The organism is Brachymonas sp. KE5, from assembly GCF_057773645.1.
The window spans coordinates 1148353-1170466 of the sequence record NZ_CM173463.1 but is presented as its reverse complement, the minus strand read 5'-3'; the positions used below and the strand labels follow the sequence as shown (position 1 = coordinate 1170466).

The 22114-nt window shown below is 64.3% G+C and carries 20 protein-coding genes; 3 read left to right on the top strand and 17 right to left on the bottom strand.

The genetic code is table 11. From position 1 onward, the window contains the following. Positions 1–8: 8 nt before the first annotated feature. From hscA to uvrB, 8 genes are all read right to left on the bottom strand, one after another. Positions 9–1880 carry a Fe-S protein assembly chaperone HscA gene (gene hscA / locus ACX36O_RS05600; RefSeq protein WP_488360176.1) on the bottom strand — a complete coding sequence of 624 codons (1872 nt, stop codon included), beginning with the start codon at positions 1878–1880 and terminating at the stop codon, positions 9–11. A 156-nt stretch (positions 1881–2036) separates the two neighbouring features. Continuing rightward, positions 2037–2564 carry a Fe-S protein assembly co-chaperone HscB gene (gene hscB / locus ACX36O_RS05595; protein ID WP_213360382.1) on the bottom strand — a complete coding sequence of 176 codons (528 nt, stop codon included), beginning with the start codon at positions 2562–2564 and terminating at the stop codon, positions 2037–2039. Positions 2565–2570: 6 nt separating this feature from the next. Further along, positions 2571–2894, bottom strand: a complete 324-nt coding sequence (gene iscA, locus ACX36O_RS05590; protein WP_213360380.1) for an iron-sulfur cluster assembly protein IscA — start codon at positions 2892–2894, stop codon at positions 2571–2573. A gap of 72 nt (positions 2895–2966) precedes the next feature. Then, positions 2967–3359, bottom strand: coding sequence for a Fe-S cluster assembly scaffold IscU (iscU, locus tag ACX36O_RS05585; RefSeq protein ID WP_213360379.1), 393 nt, complete (start codon positions 3357–3359; stop codon positions 2967–2969). Then, positions 3346–3771: a hypothetical protein gene (locus ACX36O_RS05580; RefSeq protein ID WP_213360378.1), complete on the bottom strand. Its 426-nt coding sequence runs from the start codon at positions 3769–3771 to the stop codon at positions 3346–3348. Before ACX36O_RS05580 ends, iscU begins: the two co-directional genes overlap by 14 nt. Then, complete coding sequence (locus ACX36O_RS05575; RefSeq protein ID WP_213360377.1) at positions 3771–4985, bottom strand: IscS subfamily cysteine desulfurase; 1215 nt, start codon at positions 4983–4985, stop codon at positions 3771–3773. The genes ACX36O_RS05580 and ACX36O_RS05575 overlap by 1 nt, the downstream gene beginning before the upstream one ends. A gap of 51 nt (positions 4986–5036) precedes the next feature. Further along, complete coding sequence (locus ACX36O_RS05570) at positions 5037–5576, bottom strand: Fe-S cluster assembly transcription factor (RefSeq protein WP_213360375.1); 540 nt, start codon at positions 5574–5576, stop codon at positions 5037–5039. A gap of 237 nt (positions 5577–5813) precedes the next feature. Then, positions 5814–7913 (bottom strand): excinuclease ABC subunit UvrB, encoded by a 2100-nt coding sequence (gene uvrB / locus ACX36O_RS05565; RefSeq protein WP_250130989.1) that lies wholly within the window; start codon positions 7911–7913, stop codon positions 5814–5816. A gap of 312 nt (positions 7914–8225) precedes the next feature. Between uvrB and ACX36O_RS05560 the strand changes: the two genes are divergently transcribed. From ACX36O_RS05560 to ACX36O_RS05550, 3 genes are all read left to right on the top strand, one after another. Continuing rightward, a complete protein-coding gene (locus ACX36O_RS05560; RefSeq protein WP_213360373.1) occupies positions 8226–9422 on the top strand; it encodes an amino acid aminotransferase in 1197 nt (398 codons plus the stop codon). A 335-nt stretch (positions 9423–9757) separates the two neighbouring features. Then, positions 9758–11620 carry a polyhydroxyalkanoate depolymerase gene (locus tag ACX36O_RS05555; RefSeq protein WP_488360175.1) on the top strand — a complete coding sequence of 621 codons (1863 nt, stop codon included), beginning with the start codon at positions 9758–9760 and terminating at the stop codon, positions 11618–11620. 85 nt (positions 11621–11705) lie between these two features. Next, positions 11706–12419 (top strand): RnfABCDGE type electron transport complex subunit B, encoded by a 714-nt coding sequence (locus tag ACX36O_RS05550; protein WP_488360174.1) that lies wholly within the window; start codon positions 11706–11708, stop codon positions 12417–12419. Between the two features lie 6 nt (positions 12420–12425). Here the strand turns inward: ACX36O_RS05550 and ACX36O_RS05545 are convergent, their stop codons facing one another. The 9 genes from ACX36O_RS05545 to meaB all read right to left on the bottom strand — a co-directional run bounded on the left by ACX36O_RS05545 (position 12426) and on the right by meaB (position 22037). Further along, positions 12426–12935, bottom strand: coding sequence for a VOC family protein (locus tag ACX36O_RS05545; RefSeq protein WP_213360370.1), 510 nt, complete (start codon positions 12933–12935; stop codon positions 12426–12428). 39 nt (positions 12936–12974) lie between these two features. Then, on the bottom strand, positions 12975–14201 hold the full coding sequence (locus tag ACX36O_RS05540; RefSeq protein WP_213360369.1) for a cytochrome P450: 1227 nt from the start codon (positions 14199–14201) through the stop codon (positions 12975–12977). Between the two features lie 14 nt (positions 14202–14215). Further along, positions 14216–14986 carry a dethiobiotin synthase gene (gene bioD / locus ACX36O_RS05535; protein WP_488360173.1) on the bottom strand — a complete coding sequence of 257 codons (771 nt, stop codon included), beginning with the start codon at positions 14984–14986 and terminating at the stop codon, positions 14216–14218. Between the two features lie 11 nt (positions 14987–14997). Continuing rightward, on the bottom strand, positions 14998–16209 hold the full coding sequence (bioF, locus tag ACX36O_RS05530; protein ID WP_250130987.1) for an 8-amino-7-oxononanoate synthase: 1212 nt from the start codon (positions 16207–16209) through the stop codon (positions 14998–15000). After that, positions 16203–16502 carry a DUF167 domain-containing protein gene (locus ACX36O_RS05525; protein WP_213360366.1) on the bottom strand — a complete coding sequence of 100 codons (300 nt, stop codon included), beginning with the start codon at positions 16500–16502 and terminating at the stop codon, positions 16203–16205. Before ACX36O_RS05525 ends, bioF begins: the two co-directional genes overlap by 7 nt. A 66-nt stretch (positions 16503–16568) precedes the next feature. Continuing rightward, the gene (gene pncA, locus ACX36O_RS05520; protein ID WP_213360363.1) at positions 16569–17213 is read right to left on the bottom strand and encodes a bifunctional nicotinamidase/pyrazinamidase; all 645 of its coding nucleotides are present in this window, start codon (positions 17211–17213) and stop codon (positions 16569–16571) included. A gap of 73 nt (positions 17214–17286) precedes the next feature. Further along, complete coding sequence (locus ACX36O_RS05515; protein ID WP_213360361.1) at positions 17287–19347, bottom strand: acetyl-CoA carboxylase biotin carboxylase subunit; 2061 nt, start codon at positions 19345–19347, stop codon at positions 17287–17289. A 48-nt stretch (positions 19348–19395) separates the two neighbouring features. Beyond that, positions 19396–20928, bottom strand: a complete 1533-nt coding sequence (locus tag ACX36O_RS05510) for an acyl-CoA carboxylase subunit beta (protein ID WP_213360358.1) — start codon at positions 20926–20928, stop codon at positions 19396–19398. Positions 20929–21011: 83 nt separating this feature from the next. Then, positions 21012–22037: a methylmalonyl Co-A mutase-associated GTPase MeaB gene (gene meaB / locus ACX36O_RS05505; protein ID WP_213360355.1), complete on the bottom strand. Its 1026-nt coding sequence runs from the start codon at positions 22035–22037 to the stop codon at positions 21012–21014. Between the last annotated feature and the right edge of the window lie 77 nt (positions 22038–22114).

The following is a 22114-nucleotide window of genomic DNA, read 5'->3' as shown; positions in this document are numbered from 1 at the left end:
CCTGAAAATCAGATTTCTTCGATATTGTGGCCGGCCAGCGCCTGCTGGATGCCGCGGTTCATGCGCATGGCGGCAAAGGCTTCGGTGCCGGTAGCCAGCGCCTTGGTGGCTGCCTCGATGTCGGCTGGCTGGCTGCCCTTGGCCGTTTCCTGCAGGGCCACGATCAGCCATTCGATGGACTGGCGTTCGGCTTCTGTGAGCAGGTCGCCATCGGCCGCCAGGGCGCTGCGCGTTGCCAGCACCATGCGGTCGGCATCGACGCGGGCCTCTGCCAGCGCACGCGCGGCCATGTCCTGTTCGGCGGTAGTGAAGCTTTCCTGCAGCATGGTGGCGATGGCGTCATCGCTCAGGCCGTAGCTCGGCTTGACCTCGATGCTGGCCTCCACGCCACTGCCCTGCTCGCGGGCGCTCACGTGCAGCAGGCCGTCGGCATCCACGGTAAAGGTCACGCGGATGCGCGCTGCACCGGCCGCCATGGGCGGAATGCCGCGCAGCGTGAAGCGCGCCAGGCTGCGGCAATCCTGCACCATGTCGCGCTCGCCCTGCACCACGTGCAGGCTCATGGCGGTCTGGCCGTCCTGATAGGTGGTGAAATCCTGCGCCATGGCCACCGGAATGGTCTGGTTGCGCGGGATGATGCGCTCCACCAGCCCGCCCATGGTCTCGATGCCCAGCGAGAGCGGAATCACGTCCAGCAGCAGCAATTCGCCGTTGGTGCTGTTGCCGGCCAGCTGGTTGGCCTGGATGGCGGCGCCCAGCGCCACCACCTCGTCGGGATTCAGGTTGGTCAGCGGCGTGGTGCCGAAGAAGCGGCCCACGGCCTGCTGGATGTGCGGCATGCGGGTGGAGCCGCCCACCATCACCACGCCCTGCACATCCGACGGCAGCAATTGCGCATCGTGCAGCGTGGTCTGCACCACCTGCATGCAGCGCTGCGTCAGGGCTGCGGTAGCGGCGTCGAAGTCCGCACGGGTAACGGTCTGCTGCAGCGTTCCGGTGGACAGCTCGGCGATGAACTCTGCGCTTTCGCTTTCCGTCAGCGCATGCTTGCAGGCTCGCGCCGCCACCATCAACGCCGCGCGGTCTTCGGCAGTGCCGACCGACACGCCGGCGCGCTCCAGCACCTGTTGCACCAGCGCGCGATCATAGTCATCACCGCCCAGCGCGGAATCGCCGCTGGTGGCAATCACCTCGAACACGCCTTGCGCCAGGCGCAGGATGGAAATATCGAAGGTACCGCCGCCCAGGTCGAACACGGCATAGACGCCTTCGCTGGCGTTGTCCAGCCCGTAGGCAATGGCCGCCGCGGTCGGTTCGTTGATCAGGCGCAGTACCTGCAGGCCGGCCAACTGGGCCGCATCCTTGGTCGCCTGGCGCTGGGCGTCATCGAAATAGGCCGGCACGGTGATCACGGCACCGTACAGGTCGTCATTGAAAGTATCTTCCGCGCGATAGCGCAGCGTAGCCAGAATCTCGGCGCTCACCTCCACCGGAGATTTGTCGCCGCCGCGCGTGCGGATGCGCACCATGCCCTTGGCCGGATCCTCTGCCACAAACTCGTAGGGCAGATGCTCGCCATGGCTGGCGCGGATATCGTCCAGGCTGCGCCCCATGAAGCGCTTGACCGACACGATGGTGTTCTGCGGATCATCTGCCAGATGGCGCAAGGCCTCGGCGCCGATCTGGCGGCCACCGTTGTCCAGATAGCGCACCGCCGAAGGCAGAATCACCTTGCCATCCGCATCCGGCAGGCACTCGGCCAGGCCGTGGCGCATGGAGGCCACCAGCGAGTGCGTGGTGCCCAGGTCGATGCCGACGGCAATGCGCCGCTCGTGCGGATTGGGCGATTGCCCGGGTTCGGAGATCTGGAGGAGTGCCATAAAGAAACTGTTTCTGTGCAACGCCGGTTTGCGCTGCACGAGGGGAAAACCGGCCGCCTTCTGGAGGCAGGCCGTATTGTCCCAGACTTGGAGCCCCGCCCCACCCTGCCCATCGGCAGCCTTACCGGCGGTGCGTGAATGCCACCGACAGAACGATCAGCCCTGCTGCAATTGCTGCTGCAACTGCCGCTGACGCACTTCCTGTGCAAACTTCTGGATGAACATCATGCGGCGCACCAGCGCAGCCGCGGCGGGCATGTCCTGCTGTTCGTCGATGGCGCTCGTCACCTGCTGCAATGCATCGCGCCGTGCCTGTTCCACTTCGCCGGCCAGGCTCTGCAAGGCTCCTGCATCGTCCGCATCATCCAGCGCCTCGCGCCATTCCATCTGCTGCATCAGGAAGTCCGCCGGCATGGCCGTGTTGCTGTGCGCTTCCACCGGCACACCCGCCAGTTCGCACAGATAGGCCGCGCGCTTGAGCGGATCCTTCAGCCGCTGGTAGGCTTCGTTGATACGCACCGACCACTGCATGGCCACCCGCTGCGCCGCAGCCCCCTGCGCCACGAAGCGGTCCGGGTGCACCTGGCGCTGCAGCGTCTTCCAGCGCTGGTCCAGGTCGGCCAGATCCAGCTGTTGCCGAAGCGGCAACTGGAACAGTTCGAAATCGTTGTCCTGCAGGTTCATGCTGCGTCAGACGCGGAAGCTCTCGCCGCAACCGCAACGGTCGCGCTCGCGCGGATTGAGAAACTTGAAGCCCTCGTTCAGGCCTTCGCGCACATAGTCGAGCTCAGTGCCGTCGATGTACGACAGGCTCTTCGGATCGACCAGCACTTTCACGCCGTGCTGTTCGAAGATCACGTCTTCCGGCTCGGCCTCGTCCACATATTCGAGCTTGTAGGCCAGGCCGGAGCAACCCGTGGTCTTCACGCCGAGGCGCACTCCCAGACCCTTGCCGCGTTTGGTGAGCGAGCGGTTCACGTGGCGGGCCGCCGCTTCAGTCATTGTGATTGCCATGTCTTTGTCCATTGCAGAAGCCCACCCAAAGGGCAAGCCGCCAGTCAGATCGCGCTGTTCCCGTTCAGGAAATCAGGCAGTTGCGTCGTGCTTCTTCTTGTAGTCGTTCACGGCCGCCTTGATGGCGTCTTCCGCCAGGATGGAGCAGTGCACTTTCACCGGTGGCAGTGCCAGTTCTTCGGCAATCTGGCTGTTCTTGAGCGCCGCGGCCTCGTCCAGCGTCTTGCCCTTGACCCACTCGGTCACCAGCGAGCTGCTGGCAATGGCAGAACCACAGCCATAGGTCTTGAAACGCGCATCCTCGATCACGCCGGTGCTCGGGTTGACCTTGATCTGCAGCTTCATCACGTCGCCACAGGCCGGTGCACCCACCATGCCGGTACCGACGGACTCGTCGGACTTGTCAAAGGAGCCGACGTTGCGGGGGTTCTCGTAGTGGTCGATGACCTTGTCACTGTATGCCATTTTTTCTCTCCAGATATTTGCCCAGCGGGATGGATTCATACTTCCGCCAGACGGTGCCGCTGCGGTCATCGCCGTAGCGAAAGCTCAGCCAGATGCGGTCGCCCGCCCGGGGCAGCTTGGTGTTGTCATTGGTGCGCACATCCAGGCTCACCCACAGGGAGTCGCCGGTGCGGAACTGCTTGCTGCATTCCACGTCGTTGCGCACGGTGTTGTCGTCCTTCACCTGCTGCAGTTGCACACGCACCATACGCTCGTTGAGCGGCTGCTGCTGCACCTGCTGCACCTTGCCGGCGAGCAGGCAGGCCACCTGGGTGGAAGCCTGCGCGGGCTGCGCCATCCACGCGCCGGCCAGCAGCACCACCGCCGGGGCGGTGCGCAGCAACGCGCGTGGGGCAAGGACGAGGTGGCTCATCAGTGGGCCGCCCATTCGATGGTGCTCAGGTCGATGCCTTCCTGGTGCATCTCCCACAGCGGGCTCAGTTCGCGCAGCTTGGCGACGTTTTCCTTGATGGTATTGATCGCATAGTCCACCTCCTCTTCCGTCGTGAAACGGCCAAAGGTCATGCGCAGGCTGCTGTGCGCCAGCTCGTCGCTGCGGCCCAGGGCGCGCAGCACGTAGCTGGGTTCCAGACTGGCGCTGGTACAGGCAGAGCCGCTGGACACCGCCAGGCCCTTGATGCCCATGATGAGCGACTCGCCCTCGACGAAGTTGAAACTCATGTTCAGGTTGTGCGGCACGCGGTGCTCCATGTCACCGTTGACGAACACCTGATCGATGCCGCTCAGACCGTCCAGCAGACGTTTCTGCAGACGGGCGGCATGCTCGTGGTCCTTCTGCATCTCTTCGCGTGCGATGCGGAAGGCCTCGCCCATGCCCACGCACTGGTGGGTGGGCAGCGTGCCGCTGCGCATGCCGCGCTCGTGGCCACCGCCGTGCATCTGCGCCTCGATGCGCACACGCGGCTTGCGGCGCACGTACAGAGCGCCAATGCCCTTGGGGCCATAGGTCTTGTGGCTGGCCAGGCTCATCAGGTCGATCGGCATGGTCTTCACGTCGATCTCCACCTTGCCGGTGGCCTGCGCCGCGTCCACATGGAACACGATGCCCTTCTCGCGGCACAGTGCGCCGATGGCCGGAATGTCCTGGATCACGCCGATCTCGTTGTTCACGAACATCACGCTGATCAGGATGGTGTCGGGACGGATGGTGGCCTTCAGCACGTCCAGATCCAGCAGGCCGTTTTCCTGCACATCCAGATAGCTCACTTCAAAGCCCTGACGCTCCAGCTCGCGCATGGTGTCCAGCACGGCCTTGTGCTCGGTCTTGACGGTGATGAGGTGCTTGCCGCGGCTCTTGTAGAAGTGTGCAGCGCCCTTGATGGCCAGGTTGTCGGATTCGGTCGCGCCGCTGGTCCAGACAATCTCGCGCGGATCGGCGCCGATCAGTTCGGCCACCTGTTCGCGCGCCTTCTCGACAGCCGCTTCGGCTTCCCAGCCCCAGGCATGGCTGCGCGAGGCCGCGTTGCCGAAATGCTCGCTGATCCAGGGAATCATGGCTTCGGCCACGCGCGGGTCCACCGGCGTGGTGGCGCCGTAATCGAGGTAAATGGGGAAATGAGGCGTCATTGTCGTACTCGTGATTGCAGAAGAGCGGGCCCGCGAAGGCCCGCATTGTATTTATTTGGAAAGCGGCACGGTGCCCAGGGCGAAAACCGAGTTGGGCGCATTCACGCGCACCGGCTTGAGCACGGGCGCGGAAGAGATGGCGCGCTTGATCATGGGCTTGTCCTCGATGCGCACGCCCTTGGCGATCTGTTCGTCCACCAGCTTCTGCAGCGAGACGGAGCGCAGGAAGTCGAGCATGCGGTCGTTCAGGCTGGTCCACAGGTCGTGCGTCATGCAGGGGCCGTTGTTCTCGCCCATGCAGTTGGCCTTGCCGCCGCAGCTGGTGGCATCGAGCTGCTCGTCCACCGACACGACAATGTCGGCCACGGTGATGTCGCCCGCCTTGCGCGCGAGCGTATAGCCGCCGCCCGGGCCACGGGTGGATTCGACCAGTTCATGACGGCGCAGCTTGCCGAACAGCTGCTCCAGATACGACAGCGAAATCTGCTGGCGCTGGCTGATGGCGGCCAGTGTCACCGGGCCGCCGCTCTGACGCAGGGCCAGATCGATCATGGCGGTAACGGCGAAGCGTCCTTTGGTGGTAAGTCGCATGGCATTCTCTCTGTTGAAGGGTGAGCGGGCAGCCTGGGGCCGGCGTGCGGCCGGGCTGAAATAGCCTCTAACCCGACTATTTAGGTCAAGTATAACCGATAACCTTGTACCTTGCTAGGGTACAAGGTGATTTTTTGCCATCCGGGCGACAAAGGACCGGTTCCGCGCTCCAAACATGGCGTCGCGTACGCCGCTCCGCGTGTGCCATCCACGCGCCTCGGAAGCGCGCATGTGCCCTCAATTGACCACGTCGTGCCCCGCCCCGCCCAGCACGCGCTCGCGCAGCGCCGCCAGCTGGTCGCGCGTACGCGCCGCCTGCTCGAACTCCAGGTTCTTCGCGTGCTCCATCATCTGCCTCTCGAGCCGCTTGATTTCCTTCGCCAGATCCTTCTCGCTCAGCTCTTCGGCATAGGCGCGCTGCATTTCCTGCTGCTGCGCCGCCTTGCTGGCCTTTTCGCTGTAGACGCCATCGATCAGGTCGCGCACCTGCTTGACCACGCTGCGCGGCGTGATGCCGTGCGCCTCGTTGAAGGCCATCTGCTTGGCACGGCGACGCTCGGTCTCGGAAATGGCGCGCTGCATGCTGTCCGTGATGCGGTCGGCATACAGGATGGCCTTGCCGTTCACGTTGCGCGCGGCGCGGCCGATGGTCTGGATCAGGCTGCGCTCGCTACGCAGAAAGCCTTCCTTGTCCGCATCCAGAATCGCCACCAGCGACACTTCCGGAATATCCAGTCCCTCGCGCAGCAGGTTGATGCCCACCAGCACATCGAAACTGCCCAGGCGCAGGTCGCGGATGATCTCGACGCGCTCCACGGTATCCACGTCACTGTGCAGATAGCGCACCTTCACGCCGTTCTCGGTCAGATAGTCGGTCAACTGCTCGGCCATGCGCTTGGTCAGCGTGGTGATCAGCACGCGGTCGCCCTGCTCCGTGCGGTTGCGGATTTCCTGCAGCACATCGTCCACCTGGCTGGTGGCCGGGCGCACTTCCACTTCGGGATCGACCAGGCCGGTGGGACGCACCACCTGCTCCACCACCTGGCCCGCATGGGTCTTTTCGTAGTCCGCCGGCGTGGCCGAGACGAACACCACCTGCCGCATCTTGCGCTCGAATTCCTCGAACTTGAGCGGCCGGTTGTCCAGCGCACTCGGCAGGCGAAAACCATACTCCACCAGCGTGGTCTTGCGCGAACGGTCGCCGTTGTACATCGCGCCGAGCTGGCCGATCATCACGTGGCTCTCGTCCAGGAACATGACGGTATCAGCCGGCAGATAGTCGGTCAGCGTGCTCGGCGCCTCGCCCGGCAGCGTGCCCGCCAGATGGCGTGAGTAGTTTTCAATGCCCTTGCAGTGCCCCACTTCGGCCAGCATCTCCAGGTCGAAGCGCGTGCGCTGCTCCAGCCGCTGCGCCTCCACCAGTTTGCCTTCGTCGTAAAAGTACTTCAGACGATCCGCCAGCTCCAGCTTGATGCCCTCCACGGCGCTCAGCACCTGCTCGCGCGGCGTGACGTAATGGCTGCTCGGATACACCGTAAAGCGCGCCAGTTTCTGCCGCACCTTGCCGGTGAGCGGGTCGAACAGCTGCAGCGTCTCGATTTCGTCATCGAACAGCTCGATGCGCAGCGCCAGTTCGCTGTGCTCGGCAGGAAACACGTCGATGGTGTCGCCCCGCACGCGGAACTTGCCGCGCGTGAATTCCATCTCGTTGCGCTGGTACTGCATGCGCACCAGCTGCCCGATGATGTCGCGCTGGCTGTACTGGTCACCGGCGCGCAGCGTCATGATCATGCGGTGGTAGCTCTCGGGCTTGCCGATGCCGTAGATGGCCGAGACGGTCGCCACGATCACCACGTCGCGCCGCTCCAGCAGGCTCTTGGTGCAACTCAGTCGCATCTGCTCAATGTGCTCGTTGATCGCGCTGTCCTTCTCGATGAACAGGTCGCGCTGCGGCACATAGGCTTCCGGCTGGTAGTAGTCGTAGTAGCTCACGAAGTATTCCACCGCGTTCTTCGGAAAGAACTCGCGGAATTCGCTGTAAAGCTGCGCCGCCAGCGTCTTGTTCGGCGCAAACACGATGGCCGGACGGCCCAGGCGGGCAATCACGTTGGCCATGGTGAAGGTCTTGCCCGAGCCGGTCACGCCCAGCAGGGTCTGGTAGGCCTCGCCATCGTGGATGCCCTCCACCAGTTCGTTGATGGCCGTGGGCTGGTCGCCTGCCGGCGGATACGGCTGGAACAGCTGGAACGGCGAATCGGGAAACTGCACGAACTCTCCCGCAGGTGCGGTAGCCTGGGCGGGATCGGCAAGGATTTCGGTGTGGGGGCTTGCGGACATGGCAATCAGGTGGGGACCAAACGTGCAATGTAAAGCATCCGGCCCGCACGGATGCCGGCAATCGCATGGAAGGCCACACAGCATCGCCCGGATCCCCGGCGCGCGCTGGCTGTCGACTGTGATCCGTGCCAGCCAGCGTTTTGCCGTGCCGCCACAGGTGCGCCCTGCTCCTGCGATTAAGTTGCCCCATCCTCCACGCCGCGCTTTTCGAATGACAGGCCACGCTCTTACAATAGAAAAGTTGTCCGCAATACTGCTGCGAGTGTGGTGTGCGGGCCTGTTTTCTCCCCAAACACCAGCCAGAGGTACCTCATGTCCCTTTTCTCCGCCGTCGAAATGGCCCCCCGCGACCCGATCCTAGGCCTGAACGAACAGTACAACGCCGACACCAACCCCAACAAGGTCAACCTGGGCGTGGGCGTGTACTTTGACGACAACGGCAAGCTGCCCCTGCTGCAGTGCGTGCAGGCTGCAGAGAAGGCCATGATGGACAAGCCCGCCGCCCGCGGCTACCTGCCGATCGACGGCCTGGCCGCCTACGACAACGCTGTCAAGGCGCTGGTGTTCGGCGCCGACAGCGCCGTGGTCAAGGACGGCCGTGTGGCCACCGTGCAGGCCCTGGGCGGCACCGGTGGCCTGAAGATCGGCGCCGACTTCCTGAAGAAGCTCAACCCCAACGCCAAGGTGCTGATCAGCGACCCGAGCTGGGAAAACCACCGCGCCCTGTTCACCAACGCCGGCTTCACGGTCGAAACCTATGCCTACTACGATGCCGACAAGCTGGGCGTGAACGTCGACGGCATGCTGGCCAGCCTGAACGCGGCCGAAGCCGGCACCATCGTGGTGCTGCACGCCTGCTGCCACAACCCCACCGGCTACGACATTACCCCCGAGCAGTGGGACAAGGTCGTTGAAGTGGTCAAGGCCAAGGGTCTGGTTGCCTTCCTCGACATGGCCTACCAGGGCTTCGGCCACGGCATCGCCGAAGACGGCGCCGTGATCGGCAAGTTCGTGGCCGCCGGCCTGAACTTCTTCGTCTCCACCTCCTTCAGCAAGAGCTTCAGCCTGTACGGCGAGCGCGTAGGCGCCCTGAGCGTGGTGTGCGAGAGCAAGGAAGAAGCCGCCCGCGTGCTGAGCCAGCTCAAGATCGTGGTGCGTACCAACTACAGCAACCCGCCCACGCATGGCGGCACCGTGGTTGCCACCGTGCTGAACAACCCCGAGCTGCGCGCCCAGTGGGAGCAGGAGCTGGGCGAGATGCGCACCCGCATCAAGGCCATGCGCCAGGCCCTGGTCGACGGCCTGAAGGCTGCCGGCGTACAGCGCGACATGTCCTTCATCACCAAGCAGATCGGCATGTTCAGCTACTCCGGCCTGACCAAGGACCAGATGGTGCGCCTGCGCAACGAGTTCGGCGTGTACGGCACCGACACCGGCCGCATGTGCGTGGCTGCGCTCAACAGCAAGAACGTCGCCTACGTCTGCGAGAGCATCGCCAAGGTGCTGTAAGGCGCTCCTGTGCCACAGCCGCAAAGCCACCGTCCGCAAGGCCGGTGGCTTTTTTTCATGGTGCTGGCATCGACAAGCTGCACTTTCGCCCGCCGCTTCGGCGGGCCAGATCCGGCTTTATATCAATTACATGAAACTCATGTGACAGAACCGCGTGATTCTTCGCATGACCGTGCCAAAAACTAGGGTTGCTGCTATGGTGCAGGGGCAAAACGCAGTTGCAAAATGTGACATTGCTGCGCCTGCATCCGTAGTGGATACAGTCTGACAGCTGGCATTTGATAATTACTGATAAAATTGCTGCACTGCAGCATTACACGCCCGAAGGTTTCTCCATGCTTTACCAGATCTACGAGACTCAACGTTCTCTGATGGAACCGTTCGCGGAACTTGCCCTGGCGGCATCCCGCATGTTCACCAATCCCGTGCTCCCGTTCAGCCACGCCCCGGGTGCCAACCGCATGGCGGCCGGCTACAACCTGCTGCACCGTCTGGCCAAGGATTACGAAAAGCCCCGCTTCGAAATCGAATCGGTGGACGTGGACGGCGCCGAAGTCACCATCCATGAGCGTGTCGAGATCAACAAGCCCTTCTGCGAACTGCGCCGCTTCAAGCGCTACGCCGACGACACCGAAACCCTGGAAAAACTGCTGCGCAACCCGGTCGTGCTGATCGTGGCGCCGCTCTCCGGCCACTACGCCACCCTGCTGCGCGACACCGTCCGCACCATGCTGAAGGACCACAAGGTCTACATCACCGACTGGAAGAACGCGCGTGACGTGCCGCTGTCCGAAGGCGGCTTCAACCTGAACGACTATGTCAACTACGTGCAGGAATTCATCCGCTATCTGCAGAAGGAAAACGGCGAGTGCCACGTTGTGAGCGTGTGCCAGCCCACCGTTCCGGTGCTGGCGGCCGTTTCGCTGATGGCTTCGCGCGGCGAGCAGACCCCTGCCACCATGACCATGATGGGCGGCCCGGTGGATGCCAGCAAGTCCCCCACCGCCGTGAACGATCTGGCCGTCAAGCGCAGCATCGAGTGGTTCGAGAACAACGTGATCTACCGCGTGCCCTCCGGCTATCCGGGCGAAGGTCGCCGCGTGTATCCCGGCTTCCTGCAGTTCGCCGGCTTCGTGGCCATGAACCCCAACCGCCACGCCACCAGCTACTACGACTACTTCAAGGATCTCGTTCGCGGCGATGGCGAAAGCACGGAAGCGCACCGCAAGTTCTACGACGAGTACAACGCCGTGCTCGACATGGATGCCGAGTATTACCTGGACACCATCGAGACCGTGTTCCAGGAGTTCAAGCTGGTCAACGGCACCTGGGACGTGAAGGGCGTGGACGGTCAGATCGAGCGCGTGCGCCCGCAGGACATCACCAGGACGGCCGTGATGGCGATCGAAGGCGAACTGGACGACATCGCCGGCCTCGGTCAGACCCAGGCATCCCTGGAAATGTGCACTGGCGTTCCGGACAGCGAAAAGCTCTATTACGAAGTCAAGGGTGCCGGCCACTACGGCATCTTCAGTGGCCGCCGCTGGCGCGAAATGGCCTACCCGGTGCTGCGCGACTTCATCCTGAGGCACCACAGCGGCATCGTCACCGCCAAGCGCCGCAGGGCCTCGCAACCCAACCTGGATGACCTGGCCAAGCGCGAGGAAATCTACGAACAGCTGCAGCTGGCCCACGAATCGGCCTACAAGCAGCCGGGTGCAGCGGTTACCGAAGCAGCCGTTCCGGCCGCCGAGCCGGCTCCGCAGGCGCGCACCACCACGCGCAAGGCGGCCGCAAAACCGGCAGCCAAGCCCGCAGCCACCCGCACGCGCAAACCGGCTGCCAAGGCCACCGTGGCCGAAACGCCTGCTGCTCCTGCAAAGACCGCTGCCCAGACAGCCTCTGCTGTGGCAGGCGAAGCGGTGGCCAAGGCCGCTGCCGCAGTCGCAGCGACCCAGGCTCCCGAAACCACCCAGGGCGCAGCCGGCAACGAGGCCGCTGCCAAACCCGGGCGCACGGCTGCCGCCACGCCGCAGGCAGACAGCAAGCCCGCTTCTGTCGAAGTGCCGCCGCAGCAGGCAGCCAGCAGCGCCCTCCTCCAGCAGGCGGACGCTGACAAGCCGGTCACCACCTGGCGCCACCCTGGTGCTGCCGAGGAACAGACCGAGCAGGCCCTGGCAGACAGCCAGCAGTCCTGATCTGCCCTGATCCCGACCGCCAAAGCCCGGTGCCGATGCACCGGGCTTTTTCCATTCCGGCCTGTCGGAAAGGCATAATTCCGCCATGCCATTGCAGCCCCCCGTTTCTCCCGACCTGTCCGTTCCGCTTTCCGGCCACGCGCTTGCCGTGCATCGCGTGCTGCCGCAAACCCAGTGCCAGCGCTGCGGTTATCCGGATTGCGCCGGCTATGCGCAGGCCGTGGCAGACGGCAGCGCCGACATCAACCAGTGCCCGCCCGGCGGTGAAGACGGCATTCGCCGCATTGCGCAAGCGCTGGGCGAACCGGCGCGCGCCGAAGGCGTAGCACTGAATCCGGAATTTGGTGCCGAGGGACCGATGACGGTTGCCGTCATCGACGAGAACTGGTGCATCGGCTGTACGCTGTGCATCAAGGCCTGCCCGACCGATGCCATCCTGGGCAGCAACAAGCGCATGCACACGGTGATCGAGCCCTTTTGCACCGGCTGCGACCTGTGCGTGCTGGCCTGCCCAGTCGACTGTATTGCGATGGAGCCCGTCAGCGGCACGCTCACGGGCTGGGATGCCTGGTCACCCGCGCTGGCGGAGCAAGCGCTGCAGCGCTATGCCTTTCACCAGTTCCAGACGGCACGGGCGGAACAGGAAAACGCCGCCCGGCTGGAAGACAAGGCGCGCCACAAGCTGGCGCACCTGGAAGAACAAAGCCAGCACACCGACCCGGCCGTGCTGGACAAGAAACGCGCCATCATCGCAGCCGCGCTGGCCAAGGCCAAGGCGCGCCGCGAAGGGCAAGGCTGACAGAAATCAGCAGCAGCCGTTGGCCAGCGCCGCAAAGGCCTTGACCACCTCTTCGGGCGCCTGCACCAGCTCGATCAGCACGCCTTCACCGCCGATGGGCAGTTCTTCATTGCCCTTGGGGTGGATGAAGGTGATGTCGAACCCGGCAGCGCCCTTGCGGATGCCGCCCGGGGCAAAACGCACGCCCTGCGCCGTCAGCCATTCCACGGCCACCGGCAGATCGTCGATCCACAGGCCGATGTGGTTGAGCGGCGTGGCGTGCACGGCCGGCTTCTTCTCGGGATCCATGGGTTGCATCAGGTCCACTTCCACCTTGAACGGGCCGCTTCCGATGGCGCAGATGTCCTCGTCCACGTTCTCGCGCTCGCTCTGGAAGGTGCCGGTCTTTTCCAGGCCGAACATGTCCACCCACAGGGTCTGCAGGCGCTCCTTGCTCGGGCCGCCGATGGCGATCTGCTGGATGCCCAGCACCTTGAACGGACGCGGGCTGCCTTTGGCGATGGGGGCTGTGGTCATGGGTTTTTCTCCTTGTTGCATGGTTTGCTGGTTCATATTTTAAGTAGTGCCCTGCACCGGCAGCGACAGAATCCCGCGATACACCGGATTGCCATTGCGTACCACCGGCCCGGCCTGTACCAGGTCGGGGCGCTTCTGCACCAGCTGGGTGAACAGGGTCTGGGCTTCCATCTGGGTCAGCGCCGCGCCGATGCAGATATGGGCCCCACTGCCGAAGGACAGCGCTCCCGGATTGGCACGACGCACGTCGAGGCTTTCGGCCTGTTCATGGCGGCGCGGATCATGATTGGCCGAGCCGATCAGCGGCAGCACCAGATCGCCGCGGCGCAGCGGCTGGCCGTGCAGCACCATGTTGCTGATCACGCGGCGGCCGGTCCACTGCACGGGGCTGTCGAAGCGCAGCAGTTCGCGCACGGCTCCTGGCACCAGCGCCGGGTCCTGGCACAGCAGCTCCCATTGGTCGCGGTGCTCCATCAGCACCAGCATGCCGTTGCCCAGCAGGTTGCGTGTGGTTTCGTAGCCGGCAAACAGCAGCATGGCGCATTGCGCCAGCAATTCCGTGTCCGACGTGATGCGGCCATCGTCACGCGCCTGCACCAGTTCGGTGACCAGATCGTCCTCGGGCTTGCGGCGCCGGCGCGGCAACAGGTCCTGTTCGAAATAGGCGGCCATTTCCAGCAGGCTTTTCTGCGCCACGCGCGCCTGCTCGGCAGTGGGCTTGACGGCCCCGATAAAGGCCGCCAGATCGTCTGCCCAGCGCATGAAATCGCTTTCGAGCGCAAGATCCACGCCCATGATGCGCGCGATCACACGCACCGGCAGCGGGCGCGCAATGCGCTCCATGAAATCAAAGGTTTCCGCTGCCGGCAGCGCATCGACCAGCTCGGCCGCAAACTGCGCAATCTCGGGCTGCAGGGCCTGCAAGCGCTGCGGGCGGAATGCCGGCATCAGCACCTGGCGCAGGCGCGGGTGCTCGGGCTGGTCGAGGAACAGCAGCGCCCGCGCAAACAGGCGCTGGAACGGACCCAGCGCGGCCCGGTCACCTTCGGCCACATCCATCACCCAGCCACCGGTGCGCTGGGCCGACAGGCGCGGGTCGCGCAGGGCGGCCTCCACATCGGCATGGCGCGTCAGCAGCCAGGCGCCGCCAAAAAAGGCGTCGCTCCACACAATCGGTGCCGCCTCGCGCCAGAGCGCATAGGTGGCATAGGGGTTCACATCAAAGTCCGGCAGCAGTTCTGCAGGTTGTTCAAGTACGGCACTCATGGCAAGGGTATTGTCTACCGGTTCAGGGTTTTCACGGAGTTTGCTTCCGGAGAAACCTGTGGTTCCTGATCGAGCGTAAACACGCGGCACAGCTGCCGGGTATCCAGATTGTCGGCCACTGCATCGGCCGTTAAGGGTGTCAGGTACGGCACCACCCCCAGGCAGGGGGCGTCGAAGCGACGCTCCATCTGCTGCGTCAGGGTCTGCAGGTTTTCCTCGAAGAACGGCATGGACGGCTGCACGCTGTTGGCCACCCAGCCCGCCAGCGTGAGTCCGCGGGCGCACACTGCTTCGGCCGTGAGCAACGCATGGTTGATGCAACCCAGGCGCATGCCCACCACCAGCACCACGGGCAGGCCCAGATCGGTCATCAGGTCGGCACTGTCCCAGTCGTCACCGAGTGGCACGCACAGGCCTCCGGCGCCCTCCACCACCACGCGGTCGGCCAGCGGGGCCAGCGCATGGGTACCCGCATGCAGCGCAGTGCGATCAATCTGGCGACCTTCGCGCTCCGCCGCAATATGCGGCGCACAGGCAAGCCGGAACTGCGCTCCGCAAATCTGGTCAGCCTCCAGAGCTACTGATGCTGCTGCCTGCAGTTCGCGCACATCCTCGTTCGACCAGCGGCCATCTGCATCCTGCTCCATGCCCGCCGCCACCGGCTTGTAGCCGGCGGACCGCACGCCCTGGCGCGCCAGCCAGCGCAGCAGCCCGGCAGTGATGCGCGTCTTGCCAACCTCGGTATCGGTCCCGGTGACAAAACAGCCGCGCAGGACGGGTTTCACCGTCACATCCATCACAACTTTTCTCGCGATTCTTCGAGCAGGCCGTTCAGCACGCCAAGCAGACGATCCAGCTGTTCGCCGGTATGGGCAGCGCTGAGCGTGAAACGCAGCCGCGCCGTCCCCGCAGGCACCGTGGGCGGACGGATGGCCGGCACCCAGATGCCCGCGCGCTCCAGCGCCGCAGACAGACGCAAGGCCTCGGCATTGCTGCCCACCACCAGCGGCTGGATCGCCGTGGACGACTCCGGCAGGCTCCAGTGCGGATGCGCCGGCAGCAAGGCAGCCAGCCCTGCACGCAGGCGCCCGATCAGCGCCTGCAGGTGCGCCCGTCGCGCCATGCCCTCCTCCGACTCGACCAGCACCATCGACGCCAGCAGCGCCTGCGCCAGCGAGGGCGGCATGCCGGTGGTGTAGATGTAAGGCCGCGCACGCTGCACCAGCCAGTCGATGATGGTTTCATGCGCCACCACCACGGCACCGCCCACGCCCATGGCCTTGCCCAGCGTACCCATCCAGATCAGGCGTTCGCTGTGCAGGCCGAAATGTTCCAGGCTGCCATGTCCGTGCGCTCCCAGCACGCCCAGTGCATGGGCATCGTCGATCACCAGCCACGCATCGTAGGCCTCGGCCAGACGCAGCAGCGCCGGCAGGTCCGCGATATCGCCATCCATGCTGAACACTGCATCGGTCACGATCAGCTTCACCGGCGTGCTGCAGCGCTGCAGCAGGCGCTCCAGCTGCTGCACATCGCCATGGGGATAGCGCCGCACCTCGGCCTTGGCCAGACGGCAGCCGTCGATCAGCGAGGCATGGTTCAGCTTGTCGGCAAGAATGGTGGTGTTGCCGTCGCCCAGCGCCGTCATCAACGCCATATTGGCCATGAAGCCACTGCCAAACAGCAGCCCCTGTGCCTGCGGAATATGGGCTTGCTGCCACCGCGCAAAGGCGTTTTCCAGGTCCTCGTGCACCTGCATGTGTCCGCTCACCAGATGCGAGGCTCCGCTGCCGGCACCCCAGCGCTGCGCGCCTTCCGCCAGGGCCTGAATCAGCACTGGATGCTGTGCCAGGCCCATGTAGTCGTTGCTGCAGAAGGACAGCAATTCGTCCTGTTGTCCCGCCAGCCGCTGCTCCGGTCCGCAGGGCATCTGCACGACGCGACGCCGTCGCTGCAGGCCTTCGCCCGCCAGCCGGTCCAGCTCCTCACGCAAGTGCGCAATCAACACGTTGTTTCTCCACGCAATCGGGCCAGCAAGGCCTGGCCCTTGTTCAAGGCTGCCGCATCGGCAAATGCCACCGCCAGCACCTTCTGCCGTCCTGCCGCGCCGTGCAGCAATTCCACCTGCTTGCGCACCACGCCGAAAGTCTCGGCCGCCCAGGCGATCAGCGCCTCGTTGGCCTTGCCATCCACCGGTGGCGCGCCCAGGCGGACGCGCAGCGCGTCGCCATACAGGCCGGCGGCCTCTGTGCGCTTGGCCCCTGGCGTGGCGTGGATGGCAATCTTGAGAATGTGGGACATGCAGGAGGATTCAGTCAACAGGAGGCGGTTGCAGCCACAGCAGCGGCCGCATTCCGTGCAGCAAGTTCAGCCAGTCAGGTCCGCAGAGAGGATGCGCTGCACCCCTGCTGCCTCCATGTCGGCCCTGGCCCTGGCCAGCGAGCCGTCCAGATCGATGGCACGGCAGGCATCCTCGATCACGGTCGCTGCAAAACCGGCCTTGCGCGCATCCAGTGCGCTCCAGGCCACGCAGTAATCCGTTGCCAGCCCGCACAGGTACACATGGCGGATGCCGCGCGCCTGCAGATAGGCGGCCAGGCCGGTCGTCGTCGTGCCGTCCGCCTCGACAAAGGCAGAGTAGCTGTCCACCTCGCGATGAAAACCCTTGCGGAGGACGAGCTGCGCCTGCGTCACGCGCAGGCCGGCATGCAGTTCGGCATCGGGTGTGCCCTGAACGCAATGCGTGGGCCACAGCACCTGCGTGCCGTAGGGCAAGGCAATCGTCTCGAACGGAGCGCGCCCCGGATGGTTGGCAGCAAAGGACACATGGTCCGCCGGATGCCAGTCCTGCGTGAGCACGGCATTGGCAAACAGCGGCGCCACACGGTTGATCACCGGCACCACGGCATCGCCGTCGGCCACTGGCAGCCCGCCACCCGGCATGAAGCCGTTCTGGGCATCCACCACCAGCAGGCAGCAGCTTTCATCGATGCGGGATTGCGAACTGGGCATGGCCACCTCCCCCTCGGGCACGCTACAAAAACAAAAGGCCGGCGCTCGCGCGCCGGCCACCACGGGCTACAGCTTACTCGAATTCAACGATCGGCTGGTCCACCCACAGGCTTTCGCCTTCCTTGGCCATGATGGCCTTCACCACGCCGTCGGCAGTGGCGAACAGGATGTTTTCCATCTTCATGGCTTCGATCACGGCCACGCGCTCGCCCGCCTGCACCTTCTGGCCGGGCTGCACAGCCACGTTCACCAGCAGGCCCGGCATGGGCGACAGCACGTACTTGCTCATGTCTGGCGGTGCCTTGTAGGGCATCAGCTTGTGCAGTTCGGCCGTGCGCGGGTGCATCACCACGGCATCGATCTGGGAACCGTTGTGCGTCACGCGGGTAGCCAGCGGATTCTTGTGGTTGCCGCGCTCCATCTGCAGCACGAAGGGCTCGCCGTTGACCATGCCGGTGATGCGGGAATCGCCCAGCATGTACTCGGCCAGCACCTCGTACACGCGCTCGCCTTCGGGCGTATGCACAGTCACGGTGCTGGGCTTGCCCAGTTCCACTTCGCCCAGATCCACAGCGGTGTAGGTGTTGTTGCCGTCCTTGTCCAGCGTGCAGACCACGAACTCGCGGCTGGGCAGGCGCTTGTAGCCTTCCCAGAACTTGCCCTGCAGGCCCTGTGCACGGTTGCGGTACCACATGTGCAGGCGCGCAGCCATGGCCACCATGAAGTACGGATCGGAGTGCGGCACGTCTTCGGAACGGAAGCCGTCGGCGTAGTTCTCGGCGATGAAGCCGGTATTGAAATCGCCGCTCACGAACTTGGGATGTGCCAGCAGCGCGGCCTGGAACGGGATGTTGCTCTGCACGCCCTTGATCACGAAGCCGTTCAGGGCTTCACGCATGCGCGCGATGGCGTCGTTGCGGTCCTTGCCGTGCACGATCAGCTTGGCGATCATGGAATCGTAGTACATGGAGATTTCGCCGCCATCGACCACGCCGGTGTCCACGCGCACGCCATAGTCGGTCGTGGCTTCGCCCTGGAACAGGTTCTGCTCCGGCGGCACAAAGCGCACCAGACGGCCAGTCGAGGGCAGGAAGTTGCGGAAGGGATCCTCGGCGTTGATACGGCACTCGATGGCCCAGCCTTCCTTCTTGACATCAGCCTGGGTCACGGTCAGCTTTTCGCCGGCCGCCACGCGGATCATCTGCTCGACCAGGTCGAGGCCGGTGATCAGTTCGGTGACGGGGTGCTCCACCTGCAGGCGGGTGTTCATTTCCAGGAAGTAGAAATCCTGGTTCTTGCCGACCACGAATTCCACCGTACCGGCAGACTGGTACTTCACGGCCTTGGCCAGTGCCACAGCCTGCTCGCCCATGGCCTTGCGCGTTTCGTCGCTGATGAAGGGGGACGGAGCCTCCTCGATCACCTTCTGGTGGCGGCGCTGGATCGAGCACTCGCGCTCGTTCAGGTAGATCACGTTGCCGAAGCTGTCGCCCAGCACCTGGATCTCGATGTGGCGCGGCTGCTCGACGAACTTCTCGATGAAGACGCGGTCGTCGCCGAAGCTGTTGCGGGCCTCGTTACGGCAGGAAGCGAAACCTTCGTGTGCTTCCTTGTCGTTGAAGGCCACGCGCAGGCCCTTGCCGCCGCCGCCGGCGGAGGCCTTGATCATCACCGGGTAGCCGATGCCCTTGGCAATCTCGACGGCCTGCTCGGGCGTGTCGATCGGGTCGTTGTAACCGGGGATGGTGTTGACCTTGGCTTCGTTGGCCAGCTTCTTGGAAGCGATCTTGTCGCCCATGGCGGCAATGGCCTCAAACTTGGGACCGATGAAGGCAATGCCCTCTTCCTCGCAGCGGCGGGCAAAGGCCTCGTTCTCGCTCAGGAAGCCATAGCCGGGGTGGATACCCTGGGCGCCGGTGGCCTTGGCAGCCTCGATGATCTTGTCAGCCAGCAGATAGGACTCGCGGGAAGGCGGCGGGCCCAGGCGCACGGCCTCGTCGGCCATCTGCACGAAGCGCGCGTCCTTGTCGGCGTCGGAATACACCGCCACGGTGGCGATGCCCATTTTCTTGGCAGTGGCGATCACGCGGCATGCAATCTCGCCGCGGTTCGCAATCAGGATTTTGGTAAACATGAAGTGCTCTTCCAATAATGAATTCGAAACGGTTCGCGGTGGGACGGATTACAGCGGAATGTTGCCGTGCTTGCGCCACGGGTTTTCCAGCTTCTTGTCCTTGAGCATTGCCAGGCTGCGGCAGATGCGCTTGCGCGTTTCGTGCGGCTGGATCACGTCGTCGATGAAGCCACGGGCACCGGCCACGAACGGGTTGGCAAAACGGGCCTTGTACTCGGCTTCGCGCGCGGCCAGCTTCTCGGGATCGTTCTTGTCTTCGCGGAAGATGATTTCCACCGCACCCTTGGCGCCCATCACGGCGATCTCGGCGTTCGGCCAGGCCAGGTTGACGTCGCCGCGCAGGTGCTTGGAAGACATCACGTCATAGGCGCCGCCGTAGGCCTTGCGGGTAATGACGGTGATCTTCGGCACCGTGCACTCGGCGTAGGCGTACAGCAGCTTGGCGCCGTGCTTGATGATGCCGCCGTATTCCTGGCTGGTGCCGGGCATGAAGCCGGGCACGTCCACGAAGGTGAGGACCGGAATGTTGAACGCATCGCAGAAACGCACGAAACGCGCGCCCTTGATGGAGCTCTTGATGTCCAGGCAGCCGGCCAGCACCAGCGGCTGGTTGGCCACGATACCGACCACGTTGCCGTCCATGCGGGCAAAGCCGATCACGATGTTGGCTGCATAGTCAGGCTGCAGCTCGAAGAATTCGCCATCGTCCACGGTCTTGGTGATGAGCTCCTTCATGTCGTAGGGCTTGTTCGCGTTGTCGGGAACCAGGGTGTCCAGGCTCTTGTCGGCGCGATCGACCGGATCCAGCGTCGGGCGGTAGGGAGCCTTTTCGCGGTTGTTGGACGGAATGTAGTTGTACAGGCGGCGCAGCATCAGCAGCGCTTCCACGTCGTTCTCGAAGGCCAGGTCGGCCACGCCGCTCTTGCTGGTGTGCGTCACGGCACCGCCCAGCTCCTCGGCCGTCACGGACTCGTGCGTCACGGTCTTGACCACTTCGGGGCCGGTCACGAACATGTAGGAGCTGTCCTTGACCATGAAGATGAAGTCGGTCATGGCAGGGGAATACACCGCACCACCGGCACAGGGGCCCATGATCATGGAGATCTGCGGCACCACGCCGGAGGCCATCACGTTGCGCTGGAACACCTCGGCATAGCCGGCCAGGGAGGCCACGCCTTCCTGGATGCGGGCGCCGCCGGAGTCGTTCAGGCCGATCACCGGCGCACCGACCTTCATGGCCTGGTCCATCAGCTTGCAGATCTTCTCTGCATGGGCTTCGGACAGGGCGCCACCGAACACGGTGAAATCCTGGCTGAACACGAACACCAGGCGGCCATTGATGGTGCCGTAGCCGGTCACCACGCCGTCGCCGGGGATGTGGTTCTCGTCCATGCCGAAGTCGGCACAGCGGTGCTCCACGAACATGTCCCATTCCTCGAAGCTGCCACTGTCGAGCAGCACCTCGATGCGCTCACGTGCGGTCAGCTTGCCCTTCTTGTGCTGGGCGTCGATACGCTTCTGGCCGCCGCCCAGGCGGGCCGCAGCACGCTTCTGTTCGAGTTGTTCAAGGATTTCTTTCATCACAAGTCCTTCTGAAAGGTTGCATTAACTAAATCAAACTGGTTGGCGCCCGCCCTGGGGGCAAGCGCCGCAATTCCTGCGGATTACTGCCCCGCCTGGCCCTGGAATGCCTGCAGCAACTGGCGCGCGGCCGTGGATGCAGCCATCTTGCCGTCGCGCACCTGCTCGGTGAACTGCGGCAGGGTGTCTCGCACGCCGGCATTCTGGCGGAATGCCTGCTTGAGGCCGGCATCGATGCGTTCCCACATCCATGCGAGCGACTGATCCTGACGCCGCTGGCCGATATGGCCGTTGTCGGCATTGATCTGGCGGTACTCCTGCACCGTATTCCAGAAATTATCCACCCCGCTGCCCTGCAGAGCACTGATCTGGAGCACTTTAGGCTGCCATTGTGCTTTCTGGCTGGCAGCATCATGGGCGCCATGCTCGGGATTGCCGTGCATGGCGAACAGGCGCAGGCTGGAGGTAATCTGCGCCTGCGCGCGCGTGGCGGCCACCGGGTCGATGTCCGCCTTGTTGATGACGACCAAATCGGCCATCTCCATCACGCCTTTCTTGATGGCCTGCAGGTCGTCACCCGCATTGGGCAGCTGCAGCACCACGAACATGTCGGTCATGTTGGCCACGGCGGTTTCGCTCTGGCCCACACCCACGGTCTCGATGATGACCACGTCGTAGCCGGCGGCTTCGCACACCAGCATGGCTTCGCGCGTCTTCTCGGCCACGCCGCCCAGGTTGCAGCTGCTCGGGCTCGGGCGGATATAGGCGTTGATCTCGGTGCTCAGGCGCTCCATGCGGGTCTTGTCGCCCAGAATGGAGCCGCCGGACAGGCTGGAGGACGGATCGATGGCCAGCACGGCCACTTTCAGGCCCTGCCCGATCAGGTACAGACCCAGGGATTCGATGAAGGTCGACTTGCCGACGCCGGGCACGCCGCTCAGGCCCAGCCGGAAGGCTTTGCCGGTATGGGGCAGCAAGGCGGTCAGCAGCTCGTCGGCCAGCACGCGATGGTCGGGGCGCGTCGATTCGAGCAGCGTGATGGCTTTCGCCACTCCGCGCCGCTCGCCACGCACCACACTCTCCGCCATCTGCGGGACATTGATTTGCATGAACTCTCTTGTCCAGAAACTAGGTGGCAAGAAGCCAGGCGATGGCCTGGCCGCGTAACAGACCGGGCAGCGCAGGC